Annotated in this window: 9 protein-coding genes; 7 read left to right on the top strand and 2 right to left on the bottom strand. The window is 70.1% G+C overall.

Features of this window, described 5'->3' with window-relative positions:
* Positions 1-57 precede the first annotated feature (57 nt).
* The gene (locus D8Y23_RS06280) at positions 58-1,281 is read right to left on the bottom strand and encodes a carbamoyl-phosphate synthase large subunit (protein WP_128217306.1); all 1,224 of its coding nucleotides are present in this window, start codon (positions 1,279-1,281) and stop codon (positions 58-60) included.
* A gap of 104 nt (positions 1,282-1,385) precedes the next feature.
* Between D8Y23_RS06280 and D8Y23_RS06275 the strand changes: the two genes are divergently transcribed.
* From D8Y23_RS06275 to D8Y23_RS06265, 3 genes are read left to right on the top strand one after another with little or no spacing between them, the layout of a single operon-like run.
* Positions 1,386-3,113, top strand: a complete 1,728-nt coding sequence (locus D8Y23_RS06275) for a circularly permuted type 2 ATP-grasp protein (RefSeq protein WP_128217305.1) — start codon at positions 1,386-1,388, stop codon at positions 3,111-3,113.
* Complete coding sequence (locus tag D8Y23_RS06270; protein WP_128217304.1) at positions 3,107-4,039, top strand: alpha-E domain-containing protein; 933 nt, start codon at positions 3,107-3,109, stop codon at positions 4,037-4,039. Before D8Y23_RS06275 ends, D8Y23_RS06270 begins: the two co-directional genes overlap by 7 nt.
* On the top strand, positions 4,036-4,881 hold the full coding sequence (locus D8Y23_RS06265) for a transglutaminase family protein (protein ID WP_128217303.1): 846 nt from the start codon (positions 4,036-4,038) through the stop codon (positions 4,879-4,881). Before D8Y23_RS06270 ends, D8Y23_RS06265 begins: the two co-directional genes overlap by 4 nt.
* 227 nt (positions 4,882-5,108) lie before the next feature.
* Here the strand turns inward: D8Y23_RS06265 and D8Y23_RS06260 are convergent, their stop codons facing one another.
* Positions 5,109-6,092 carry a LacI family DNA-binding transcriptional regulator gene (locus D8Y23_RS06260; RefSeq protein ID WP_128217302.1) on the bottom strand — a complete coding sequence of 328 codons (984 nt, stop codon included), beginning with the start codon at positions 6,090-6,092 and terminating at the stop codon, positions 5,109-5,111.
* Between the two features lie 115 nt (positions 6,093-6,207).
* On the opposite strand from D8Y23_RS06260, the gene rhaI reads away from it, so the two are divergent.
* The 4 genes from rhaI to D8Y23_RS06240 all read left to right on the top strand — a co-directional run bounded on the left by rhaI (position 6,208) and on the right by D8Y23_RS06240 (position 12,286).
* Positions 6,208-7,374 (top strand): L-rhamnose isomerase, encoded by a 1,167-nt coding sequence (rhaI, locus tag D8Y23_RS06255; RefSeq protein ID WP_128217301.1) that lies wholly within the window; start codon positions 6,208-6,210, stop codon positions 7,372-7,374.
* A gap of 165 nt (positions 7,375-7,539) precedes the next feature.
* Positions 7,540-9,576: a bifunctional aldolase/short-chain dehydrogenase gene (locus D8Y23_RS06250; protein ID WP_128217300.1), complete on the top strand. Its 2,037-nt coding sequence runs from the start codon at positions 7,540-7,542 to the stop codon at positions 9,574-9,576.
* The gene (locus D8Y23_RS06245) at positions 9,573-10,973 is read left to right on the top strand and encodes a rhamnulokinase (protein ID WP_128217299.1); all 1,401 of its coding nucleotides are present in this window, start codon (positions 9,573-9,575) and stop codon (positions 10,971-10,973) included. Before D8Y23_RS06250 ends, D8Y23_RS06245 begins: the two co-directional genes overlap by 4 nt.
* A gap of 56 nt (positions 10,974-11,029) precedes the next feature.
* Complete coding sequence (locus D8Y23_RS06240) at positions 11,030-12,286, top strand: alpha-hydroxy acid oxidase (RefSeq protein WP_128217298.1); 1,257 nt, start codon at positions 11,030-11,032, stop codon at positions 12,284-12,286.
* Positions 12,287-12,421: the final 135 nt, after the last annotated feature.

The raw sequence follows: 12,421 nt of genomic DNA, 5'->3' as shown, positions 1-12,421 counted from the left end.
GCCAGGATTCGTCGCCCGGCGAAGGCCGGAGGCGACGAATCCAGGCGACTCACGCGGCTACGCGCGGCCGGCGTGCACGGCCTCCAGTGCCTCGGCATCCGCTGGGGACATGCCCTGGATCGGCTCGCCGTTCCAGACGATGTCGTCGCCGAGCGCCGCGAGTACCTCCTTGCGGTCGCCGTGCGAGATCTTCGCGCCGTGGACGATGGTCGCCGGACTCCACAGCATCGCCGCGTCGTCCCACCAGCCGGCCCCCACGTCGCGGACGTGCACCAGGTCGTGCAGGGTCTTGGGCAGGTGCTTCAGCGGTTCGGTGAACGCGTCGGCGAGGACGGCGAGCGTGATCTGGCGCTCGGTGCCGGGTACGGCCACGACCGTCCGATCGACGGCCCCCTCGATCGCGCGTGAGACATCGTCGGCTTCGAGCAGGATGACGCCGTTCGTAGGCCGCGGATTGCACTCGATGATCTTGTAGTCGGGAGTGCCGTCGGTGCCGTGGTCGACGAAGTCGAACGAGAGCTGACCCGTGAACGTCGGGTCGAGCGTCTCGATGATCTGCTGCGTGAACCGCAGCGTGTCGGTGCTGTCGACGGCGATGAAGGCGATCGCGGTGCTGTGGGCCCACTGCTCGCCCGCCTTGTACGTCGTGTGAGCGGTGACGCGGCCGTCGACGACGACGCTGTACGTGCACACCATGGGCCCGTCGACGAACGGCTGCACGAGCCACGGCTGCTCGGGGGTCGGCACGCAGTCCTCGATCGGGACCTTGCCCGCCAGCGGTCCGGTGTTGGTCAACAGCCCGACGCCGCCGCGCGAGAACGCGGCGCGGGCGAAGTAGCGCGGGAAGCTCTCGATCGCCGTGCGCAGCTCCTCGGGAGAGGTCACCACGACGGTCTCGGGGATCGGGACGTCGGCATCCTGGGCCAGCCGTTGGAAGCTCGCCTTGTCGTGCAGGCGGGCGAGGTCCGAGAAGCTCCCGGCGAAGAGCTCGACACCCTCGGGGAGGTCGGCGACGCGGGCGGCGAGGTAGAAGACGTCCTCGAACGTGGGGATGATCAGGTCGATGTCGTGCGCGCGGACGTAGGCGCTCACCGTCTCGATGAAGGCATCCGTCTCGAAGCGGGGCGACGGCGTCACCAGGTGCCCCGCGAGGAAGCGCGAGTGGCTGCCGACCGCTCCGTCGTACGTGTCGCTGGCGAAGACGGTATGGCCGACGCTGCCGAGCTTGCGGACCAGGTCGAGAGCGAACGTGTTGCGGGAACTGGTGATGAGCACGCGCATGGGGGCACCCTTGGTCGAGGCGGCAGATGTCGGGCCAGCCTAGCCACGACTCCCTCCGGGCGGGGGAAACACTTCCGCAACACGGGCCTGGGTAGGCTCGGGGCATGGGTGACCTGTTCGACGGTTACGGCTCCACGTTGGCGCCGCGCAAGACCGCATCCGGCATCCCGGCGTACGACGAGATGTTCGGCGCTCCGGCCACCTCCGGTGACGCGGCGCCCTCGCGCGAGGCGTATCGGGAGCTGTACCAGACGCTGGCGCAGATGACGCAGGAAGAGCTGCGAGGGCGCACCGACTCGCTCGCCAGCTCCTACCTCGCCCAGGGCGTGACCTTCGACTTCGCCGGTGAGGAGCGTCCTTTCCCCCTGGATGCCGTGCCCCGGGTGATCGCCTATGACGAATGGTCGCGCATCGAGGCGGGAGTGAAGCAGCGGGTGCGCGCCCTCGAGGCGTTCCTCGACGATGCGTACGGCAATCAGCACTGTGTGCGCGACGGGGTGCTCCCGGCGGGTCTCATCTCGTCGTCGCAGTACTTCTACCGTCAGGCAGCCGGCATCCGCAGCGCCAACGGCGTCCGCATCCAGGTCTCGGGCATCGATCTCATCCGCGACGAGCACGGCGAGATGCGCGTGCTGGAAGACAACGTGCGCGTGCCCTCCGGGGTGTCGTACGTCATCTCGAACCGCCGTGTGATGGCCCAGACGCTGCCGGAGTTGTTCGTCTCGATGCGGGTGCGCCCCGTCGGCGACTACCCCAACAAGCTGCTCGCGGCGCTGCGCGCGTCGGCCCCGCCCGGGATCGACGACCCGAATATCGTGGTGCTCACCCCGGGTGTGTACAACTCGGCGTACTACGAGCACACGCTGCTCGCGCGCCTCATGGGCGTCGAGCTGGTCGAGGGCCGTGACCTGTTGTGCATCGGCGGCAAGGTGTTCATGCGCACGACCCGCGGTCCGCAGCGCGTCGACGTCATCTACCGCCGCGTCGACGACGACTTCCTCGACCCGCTGCAGTTCCGCGCGGACTCGATGCTCGGGGCACCCGGGCTCATGCTCGCCGCGCGCCTGGGCAACGTCACGATCGCCAACGCCGTCGGCAACGGCGTCGCCGACGACAAGCTGCTCTACACCTACGTGCCCGACCTCATCCGGTACTACCTCGCTGAGGAACCGATCCTCAAGAACGTCGACACCTGGCGGCTCGAGGATCCGGGCGCGCTCGAAGAGGTGCTCGATCGCCTGCCCGAACTGGTTGTGAAACCCGTCGACGGCTCCGGCGGCAAGGGCCTCGTCGTGGGCCCGGACGCCTCGCCCGCGGAGCTCGAGAAGCTGCGGCAGCGGCTGCTCGCCGACCCGCGCGGCTGGATCGCGCAGCCGGTCGTCATGCTCTCGACGATTCCGACGCTCGTGGAGGACGGCATGCGCCCCCGCCACGCCGACCTGCGGCCCTTCGCCGTCAACGACGGCGACGACATCTGGGTGCTCCCCGGCGGTCTCACCCGCGTGGCCCTCCCCGAGGGGCAGCTCGTGGTGAACTCCAGCCAGGGCGGCGGCTCGAAGGACACGTGGGTCGTCGGGGGTTCCGCCCCGTCCCACGTCGAGTACGGCCAGGGCACCGGCGTCTCGGGGCTCGTCGCCGACCAGGCGGCGGTGACCGAGGCGATCCCGATCATCTACGACGGGCAGCCCGTCCCCGCCACCGCCCCGCGCGACCATCGCGCCGACCGCGATCAGCAGGAACAGCAGCAGCAGGCCGATGCCGGCGTCCAGCACGGCCCGCAGGCCGAGCAGCAGCAGCAGCAGCAGAGCGACGGGGAGGTGTCCTCGTGCTGAGTCGCATCGCCGAGTCGCTGTTCTGGATCGGCCGCTACATCGAGCGGTCCGACGGCACCGCGCGCATCCTCGACGTCCACCTGCAACTCCTCCTCGAGGATCCGTGGATCGACGAGGACACCGCGTGCCGCTCGCTCCTCAGCGTCATGGGGTCGGCGTTCCCCGAGAACGTCGACACGGTCCGCCGCGACGACGTCCTCGCCCGGCTCGCGGTCGACCGCATGAACCCGTCGAGCATCGCCTACTCCCTCACCGCCGCCCGGGAGAACGCCCGCCGCGCCCGCGAGATCGTCTCGACCGAGCTGTGGGAGATCCTGAACACGACGAACTCCCGGATGCCACGGCGCCTGCAGACCGACAAGGTGCACGAGTTCTTCCAGTGGGTGCGCGAGCGCGCCGCCCTCGCGATCGGCATCGTGGATTCCTCCACGAACCGCGACGAAGCCTGGCAGTTCTTCACCCTCGGGCGCAGCATCGAGCGCACCGACATGACCGCGCGCCTGCTCGCGACCCGGTCGCTCACCGAGGTGTCGGGGCCGTCCTGGACGACGATCCTCCGCTCCTGCGGCGCCTACGAGGCGTACCTGCGGACCTATCGAGGGATGCCGAGCGCCCGCAACGCCGCCGAGTTCCTGCTCCTGGACCGCCTGTTCCCCCGGTCGATCATCTACTCCATCCAGCGCGCCGAGGACTGCATGAGCGCCATCGACCCCCGCGCCGACCGTGTCGGCCACTCCAACACGGTGCTGCGCGCCCTCGGGCAGATCCGCAACGACCTGGAGTACCGCCCCATCAGCGACATCCTCGCCGAGCTGCCCGAGCACATGCAGCGCGTGCAGACGGTGACCCGCGAGGCATCCGAGGCCATCCGGTCGCGCTTCTTCCCGACGCAGGCCGAGCCCGCGTGGATCGGAGAGATCTCGTGAAGCGCCTGCGCATCGAGCACCAGACCGGGTTCGTGTACCCGGGCGACGTCGTCGCCTCTTACAACGAGGCGCGGATGCTCCCGGGTTCGACCGACAGCCAGTTCGTGTTGAGCTCGTCGCTCGACATCGAGCCGTCGACGTCGGTCAACCAGTACGTCGACTACTTCGGCACCCGCGTTGCCGCGTTCGACGTGCTCTCGCCCCATGCGGCGCTCACGATCACGGCCCGTTCGCTCGTCGAGGTGCGGCCGCGCCCGATCGAGCACGCCGACATCACGTGGGACGCGCTGCACGACGAGGCCTCCCGATCGATCACGACCGTCGAGCAGCTGACGCAGACGCGGCGCACCACCCCGCACCCCGAGGTCGTCGAGCTCGCGCGCTCGATCGCGGCGCAGCACGACCGGCCGGGGCCCGCGGCGCACGCGATCGCCGAGGCCGTGGGGGACGCGATCGAGTACATGCAGGGCGTGACGGGCGTGCACTCGACGGCGGGGGACGCCTGGGAGGCCCGCAAGGGCGTGTGTCAGGACATCGCGCACATCACCCTCGGAGCGCTGCGCGAGGTCGGCATCCCCGCCCGCTACGTCTCCGGCTACCTGCACCCGAAACCCTCCGCCGAGGTCGGCGAGGCGGTCACGGGCGAGTCGCACGCGTGGGTGGAGTGGTTCGCCGGCGACTGGCAGGGCTTCGACCCGACGAACAACATCGAGATCGGCGACCGGCACGTGCTCGTCGGCCGTGGCCGCGACTACAACGACGTCCCGCCCCTGCGGGGCGTGTACGCGGGGCCGGGCAGGAGCCAGCTCAAGGTGAAGGTGACGATCACCCGCGAGACGTAGGTCTCACGGCGCAGGGGGGTGTGCGGCGGGGCGCGAGCGCCACAACTCCGGCGATACCGGCCGGGAGGGCTGCTGTTGCCGAGATTCGGGACTGGCTGCAGGAGTTGTCCTGCGCGGAGGAGCCGCGCGCGGGCGGCACAACTCCGGCGACTTCGGCTCGAGACCCCGTCGGTCACCGGTGTGGGGGCGCGTGTGCAGGAGTTGTGCGCCCGCGGCGTCGCGACCGGTCAGCCGCCGGTCGAGGCCCGGATCACGAGCTCCGGCCGGAAGCGGACGCGTCGGGGGGCTGCGTCGGATTCGAGGAGCAGTTCGATCGCGGTCGCGCCGATCTCGTGCGCCGGTTGCCGTACCGACGACAGCGGCACCACCGTCGATTGCGCGAAGTCGATGTCGTCGTAACCGATGATCGCGAGATCCTCCGGTACGCGGATCGTTCCGAGGATCGCCGACCCCTGCAGCACGCCGACGGCGAGCAGATCGTTGGCGCAGAAGGCGGCATCCGGTCGATCCTCCGGACTGCGGGCGGCGAATTCCTCGCCCACCTCGCGCCCCGCGAGGACGGTCAGGGCGGGCTTCTCGACGATCTCGAGGTGCGCGCCCGGCACTTCGGCCAGGGCGCGTCGTGCGCCCGCGAGGCGGTCGGCCACCTGACGCACGGCGAGCGGTCCGCCGACGAAGGCGAGGCGGCGCCGACCCCTCTCGAGGAGATGGCGGGTAGCGAGATAGCCGCCCTCGACGTCGTCGACCGCGACCGAGGAGAGGTTCCCGTCGGGCGAGTCGCCGTCCACCAGGACGAGAGGGATGCCGGCGTGCGCCAGCGCCGCGGCGGAGGGGTCGCTCGGGGTCAGAAGCACACCGCGCACGCGTTGCTCGCGGAAGAGGTCGAGGTAAGCGCCCTCGCGCGTGCCGTGCTGCCCGCTGTTGCCGAGCAGCACCGAGAGGCCTTCGGCGTCGGCGCGCTCCTCGACCCCGCGCGCGACCTCCGCGAAGAACGGGTTCGCGCTGTCGAGGACGATGAGGCCGACCGAGCGGCTCCGCCCCGCGCGCAGTTGGCGGGCGGCGTCGTTGCGGACGAACCCGAGCTCCTCGATCGTTGCGTGGACGCGCTCCAGGATCGCGGGAGAGACCTTCTCGGGCCGGTTGAGCACGTTCGACACGGTCCCGACGGACACCCCGGCGGCGGCCGCCACGTCTTTGATGCTTGCCGACACCGGTGTCTCCTCCGCTTGACGAGTCGAAGCTCCCACACTACAGTCTGAAACGATTCATTATCTGAAACGATTCACACGTTTCGGTCGACCCCACCGTCGTGGAAAAGGACCGCCCATGAGCACCCTCACCCCCGAAATCCTCTCGGCCCTCGAAGGCCAGGCGATCGAGTTGCCCTCGTGGGCATTCGGCAACTCCGGCACGCGCTTCCGGGTCTTCCCGACGGCGGGCACGCCGCGCGATCCGTTCGAGAAGATCGCCGATGCCGCCGAGGTGCACCGCCTGACGGCCCTGGCCCCGACCGTGGCGCTGCACATCCCGTGGGACCTCGTCGACGACTTCGGGGCCCTTCGCCGCCACGCCGAAGACCTCGGCGTGAAGCTCGGCACGATCAACTCCAACACGTTCCAGGACGAGGACTACAAGTTCGGCGCCCTCACCCACCACGACGAGCGCATCCGCCGCAAGGCCATCGACCACCACCTCGAGTGCATCGACGTGATGGATGCCACGGGCTCCCGCGATCTGAAGATCTGGCTCGCCGAGGGGTCGAACTACCCCGGCCAGAACGACATGCGCGGCAGGCAGGACCGACTGCAGGACTCGCTGCAGCAGATCTACGCCCGCCTCGGCGACGACCAGCGCCTCGTGCTCGAGTACAAGTTCTTCGAGCCGTCGTTCTACCACACCGACGTTCCCGACTGGGGTACGTCCTACGCGCAGGTGGCGGCCCTCGGCGACAAGGCGCTCGTGTGCCTCGACACGGGCCATCACGCGCCGGGCACGAACATCGAGTTCATCGTCATGCAGTTGCTGCGCCTCGGCAAGCTCGGCTCGTTCGACTTCAACTCGCGCTTCTACGCCGACGACGACCTCATCGTCGGCGCTGCCGACCCGTTCCAGCTGTTCCGCATCCTCACCGAGGTCGTGCGCGGCGGAGGCCTCAACAACCCCGACGTCGCGTTCATGCTCGACCAGTGCCACAACATCGAGGACAAGATCCCGGGGCAGATCCGCTCGGTGCTGAACGTGCAGGAGATGACGGCTCGCGCCCTCCTCGTCGATCGTGACGCGCTGACCGCAGCGCAGCACGCGAACGACGTCCTCACCGCCAACGCGGTCCTGATGGATGCCTTCTACACCGACGTGCGTCCCGCCCTCGCCGAGTGGCGCGAGTCGCGCGGCCTCCCCGCCGACCCCATGGCCGCGTTCGCGGCATCCGGGTACCTGCCCCGTATCGCCGAGGAGCGCGTCGGCGGCACCCAGGCCGGTTGGGGCGCCTGATCCAGACCCACCGGGGCGGCGCCCTGAATCCGCCGCCCCGGTGTTCATCCCGCTGCCGCCCCGCGCCGGGCGGCCCCCACATGGCTTGAGTGTCCAAGACGCGCGGATGTGCCCCGTCGGCATCCGCGTGTTCTGGACACCGAATGGTGAAAGGAACCTCCTCACATGACCAGCTCCACCGCCGCCGACCTCGTCGCGCGCAGCAACCGCCTCGGCTCCGACCCGAAGATCACCAACTACGCCGGCGGCAACACCTCCGCCAAGGGCGCCGACATCGATCCCGTCACCGGCGAGCCGGTCGAGCTGCTGTGGGTCAAGGGCTCCGGCGGCGACCTCGGCACGCTCACCGAGAAGGGCCTCGCGGTACTGCGGCTCGACCGCATGCGCGCCCTCGTCGACGTCTACCCCGGCATCGACCGCGAGGACGAGATGGTCGCCGCGTTCGACTATTGCCTGCACGGCAAGGGGGGAGCTGCCCCCTCGATCGACACCGCGATGCACGGACTCGTGGACGCCGCCCACGTCGACCACCTGCACCCCGACGCGGGCATCGCGATCGCGACCGCCGCCGACGGCGAGGAGCTGACGACCACGATCTTCGGCGACAGGGTCGTGTGGGTGCCGTGGCGTCGCCCCGGCTTCCAGCTCGGTCTCGACATCGCCGCGATCAAGGCCGCCAACCCGCAGGCAATAGGGACGATCCTCGGCGGACACGGGATCACCGCGTGGGGCCACACGTCCGAGGAGGCCGAGCGCAACTCGCTGTGGATCATCGACACCGCCCAGGCCTACATCGACGCGAACGGCGCAGCCCAGCCGTTCGGCGGCGTCCGCCCCGGCTTCGCGGCCCTGCCCGAGACCGAGCGCCGCGCGAAGGCCGCGGCCCTCGCCGCGACGATCCGCGGCCTCGCCTCGACCGACAAGCCCATGGTCGGCCACTTCACCGACTCCGACGTGGTGCTCGACTTCCTGGCATCCGAGAAGGCCCCGGCCCTGGCCGCGCTCGGCACGAGCTGCCCCGATCACTTCCTGCGCACCAAGGTCAAGCCGCTGATCCTCGACCTCCCCGCGGACGCCTCGGTCGAGGATGCGATCGCGCGGCTGCAGGAACTCCACCAGGAGTACCGCGCCGACTACCAGGCGTACTACGACACGCACGCGGATGCCGACTCCCCGGCGATCCGCGGCGCCGACCCGCTCATCGTGCTCGTGCCCGGCGTCGGCATGTTCTCGTACGGCGCGAACAAGCAGACGGCGCGCGTCGCAGGGGAGTTCTACGTCAACGCGATCAACGTCATGCGCGGCGCCGAGGCCCTGTCGACCTACGCGCCGATCTCGGATGCCGAGAAATTCCGCATCGAGTACTGGGCGCTCGAAGAGGCCAAGCTCCAGCGGATGCCGAAGCCCAAGACGCACCAGGGACGCATCGCGTTCGTGACGGGCGCGGCATCCGGCATCGGCAAGGCCATCGCCACCCGCCTCGCCGCGGAGGGCGCGTGCGTCGTCGTCGCCGACCTCGACCTCGAGAAGGCGCAGGCCGCGGCCGCCGAGCTCGGCGGAACCGACGTCGCGATCGGCGTCGCGGCGAACGTTGCGGATGCCGAGGGCGTACAGGCCGCGATCGACGCCACGCTGCTCGCGTTCGGCGGCATCGACCTCGTCGTCAACAACGCGGGGCTGTCGCTGTCGAAGCCGCTGCTGGAGACCACCGAGAAGGACTGGGACCTGCAGCACGACGTCATGGCGAAGGGCTCGTTCCTCGTGTCCAAAGCCGCGGCGAAGGCGCTCATCGCGCAGAAGATGGGCGGCGACGTCATCTACATCTCGTCGAAGAACAGCGTCTTCGCGGGGCCCAACAACATCGCTTACTCGGCGACCAAGGCCGACCAGGCGCACCAGGTACGTCTTCTCGCGGTCGAACTCGGCGAGCACGGCGTGCGCGTCAACGGCATCAACCCCGACGGCGTCGTGCGCGGCTCGGGCATCTTCGCCGCAGGTTGGGGCGCCAACCGCGCCGCGACCTACGGGGTCAAGGAAGAAGACCTCGGCCAGTTCTACGCCAACCGCACGATCCTCAAGCGCGAGGTCGTGCCCGAGAACGTCGCCGATGCGGTGTACGTGCTCACCGGTCCCGAGCTCTCGCGTACCACCGGTCTGCACGTGCCCGTGGACTCGGGCGTCGCCGCGGCGTTCCTGCGATGACGGCGGCGCGCGTCGTCGCGGCCGTCGACCTCGGCGCGACCAGCGGACGCGTGATGATCGGGCGCGTCGGGGGCGACACGATCGAGCTCGAGGAGGTCGCCCGCTTCCCGAACGGTCCCGTCGAGCGTGCCGACGGATGGCACTGGGACATCGAGGCGCTATGGGGCCACGTGCGCGCCGGGCTCGCGGAAGCACTGCGACGCGAGCCCGGCATCGAGAGCGTGGGCATCGATTCGTGGGCGGTCGACTACGGGCTGGTGCGCGGTGAGGAGCTGCTCGCCGAGCCGTTCCACTACCGCGACTCCCGCACCGCCCGCGGCGTGGAAGCCGTGCACGCGCGGGTTCCGTTCGAGGAGCTGTACCGCCGCAATGGTCTGCAGTTCCTGCCCTTCACCACGCTGTACCAGTACGCCGCGGACGCCCGTCTCGCGGACGCCGAGACGAGCGTCCTCATCCCCGACCTCATCGCGCAGCGCCTGACCGGGCGCGCGGTCGCCGAACGCACCAATGCGTCGACGACCGGCCTGCTCGATGTCCGCACGGGGGAGTGGGACACGGCTCTCGCCGAGGCTCTCGGCATCCCGGCATCCGTTCTGCCTCCGCTGGTGGACCCCGGCGAGACGATCGGTGCGACGCCCGCCGACCTGGGCGCGGTGCCCGTCGTCGCGGTCGGGTCGCACGACACGGCGTCGGCCATCGTGGCCGTTCCGCTGTCGTCGCCGAACGCCGTGTACATCTCGTGCGGCACGTGGGGTCTCGTCGGCCTCGAGCTTCCGGAACCGATCGTGACGGATGCCGCCCGCGCGGCGAACTTCACGAACGAGGGCGGTGTGGACGGGCGCGTGCGCTTCCTCCACAACGTCACCGGTCTCTGGTTGCTCAGCGAGACGGTGCGGGCGTGGGAGGAGGAGGACGGCTCCGCGATCGACCTCCCGCTGCTCCTCGCCTCGGCCGGCGCTGTGTCGCCGCCCGCGCGCCTGTTCGATGCCAACGCTCCCGAGCTCGCGGCGCCGGGCGACATGCCCGGACGCATCGCGGCGCTGCTCGGCGTCGATCGACCCGGCCGCGCTGGCCGGCCGATGTTCGCGCGCATCATCGTCGAGAGCATCGCCGCGGCGTTCGCTCACGCGGTGCGCGCCGCGGGCGCGCTCGCGGAGCGCGAGATCGACGTCATCCACCTCGTCGGGGGCGGGGCGCGCAATGCGCTGCTGTGCAAGGCGACGGCCGATCGCGTCGGCGTCCCGGTCCTCGCCGGTCCCGTCGAGGCCACGGCCCTCGGCAATGTGCTCGTGCAGGCACGCGCGCTCGGCTGCTTCGGCGCCGACGCGAGCCTCGAAGGCCTGCGTGCGCGGGTCGCCCGCGCGTTCCCTCCCCTCCGCTACGACCCCCGTTCCTGACCACCCCGCCCCGATCGGGCGTAGGCTGTGGTCAGACCACACGAAAGCGAGATTCCATGGTGCAGCGTCAGCTCCCCAAGGTCGGTGAGCTCCTCGAGCTCATGCAGTTCAAGAAGCCGGAACTCGACGCCCGCAAGCGCCGCCTCGACGCCGCGCTCACGATCGACGACCTCCGCACGATCGCGAAGCGCCGCACGCCCAAGGCGGCGTTTGACTACACCGACGGCGCCGCTGAGGGCGAGCTCTCGCTGGACCGTGCCCGCCGGGCGTTCGAGGACGTCGAGTTCCACCCCGATATCCTTCGGCCGGCGGCGAACGTCGACACCTCGTGCGAGATCCTCGGCGGTCCGTCGGCGCTGCCGTTCGGTATCGCCCCGACCGGATTCACGCGCCTCATGCAGACCGAGGGCGAGACCGCCGGCGCCTCCGCGGCGGCGGCCGCCGGCATCCCGTTCACCCTCTCCACGCTCGGGACGACCTCGATCGAGGGAGTGAAGGCCGCCAACCCTGTCGGTCGCAACTGGTTCCAGCTGTACGTCATGAAGCAGCGCGAGATCTCCTACGGTCTCGTCGAGCGCGCGGCGAAGGCGGGGTTCGACACCCTGCAGTTCACGGTCGACACGCCCATCGCCGGTGCGCGCCTGCGCGACAAGCGCAACGGCTTCTCGATCCCGCCGCAGCTGACCGTCGGCACCATCGTCAACGCCATCCCGCGCCCGTGGTGGTGGTACGACTTCCTCACCACGCCCAAGCTCGAGTTCGCCTCCCTCAGCACGACCGGCGGCACCGTCGGCGAGCTGCTGAATGCGGCGATGGACCCGACGATCAGCTACGACGACCTCGACATCATCCGCGGCATGTGGCCGGGCAAGCTCGTCGTGAAGGGCGTGCAGAACGTCGCCGACGCCGCGCGTCTGGTCGACCTCGGCGTGGACGGCATCGTGCTCTCCAACCACGGTGGCCGTCAGCTCGATCGCGCGCCGATCCCGTTCCGCCTCCTGCCGCACGTCGTGCGCGAGGTCGGCAAGGACGCGACAATCATGGTCGACACCGGCATCATGAACGGCGCCGACATCGTGGCATCCATTGCCCTCGGCGCGAAGTTCACGCTCATCGGCCGCGCCTACCTGTACGGCCTCATGGCCGGGGGCCGTCAGGGCGTCGACCGGACGATCGCGATCCTGCGCAGCGAGATCGAGCGCACGATGGCGCTGCTCGGCGTCTCGAGCCTCGCCGAGCTCGAGCCCCGTCACGTCACGCAGCTGACCCGGCTGGTGCCCGTGTCTGACGCCGCGGCCGACGCGCACGTCTGACCCGGGGGTGCGCGCAACCTCAGCGATGTGCGCAATCTCAGCTCGGAAACGGTGGATGCCGCTGATCCGACGCGAATCGCTGAGATTGCGCGCGTCAACTCACCCGGGTCAGCGACCCTCCGCAGCCTGGAAGCC

Origin of the sequence: Microbacterium enclense (assembly GCF_004022425.1) — a bacterium.
Lineage (GTDB): Bacteria > Actinomycetota > Actinomycetes > Actinomycetales > Microbacteriaceae > Microbacterium > Microbacterium enclense_A.
Note: the sequence above shows the minus strand (reverse complement) of the source record. Positions and strands in the feature narration are given on the sequence as shown.

Excerpts from the sequence above, each read along its gene's own strand:
- D8Y23_RS06240 (WP_128217298.1), top strand. The coding sequence starts at position 11,030 with ATGGTGCAGCGTCAGCTCCCCAAGGTCGGTGAGCTCCTCGAGCTCATG.
- rhaI (WP_128217301.1), top strand. The coding sequence starts at position 6,208 with ATGAGCACCCTCACCCCCGAAATCCTCTCGGCCCTCGAAGGCCAGGCG.
- D8Y23_RS06280 (WP_128217306.1), bottom strand. The coding sequence starts at position 1,281 with ATGCGCGTGCTCATCACCAGTTCCCGCAACACGTTCGCTCTCGACCTG.
- D8Y23_RS06245 (WP_128217299.1), top strand. The coding sequence starts at position 9,573 with ATGACGGCGGCGCGCGTCGTCGCGGCCGTCGACCTCGGCGCGACCAGC.
- D8Y23_RS06275 (WP_128217305.1), top strand. The coding sequence starts at position 1,386 with ATGGGTGACCTGTTCGACGGTTACGGCTCCACGTTGGCGCCGCGCAAG.
- D8Y23_RS06250 (WP_128217300.1), top strand. The coding sequence starts at position 7,540 with ATGACCAGCTCCACCGCCGCCGACCTCGTCGCGCGCAGCAACCGCCTC.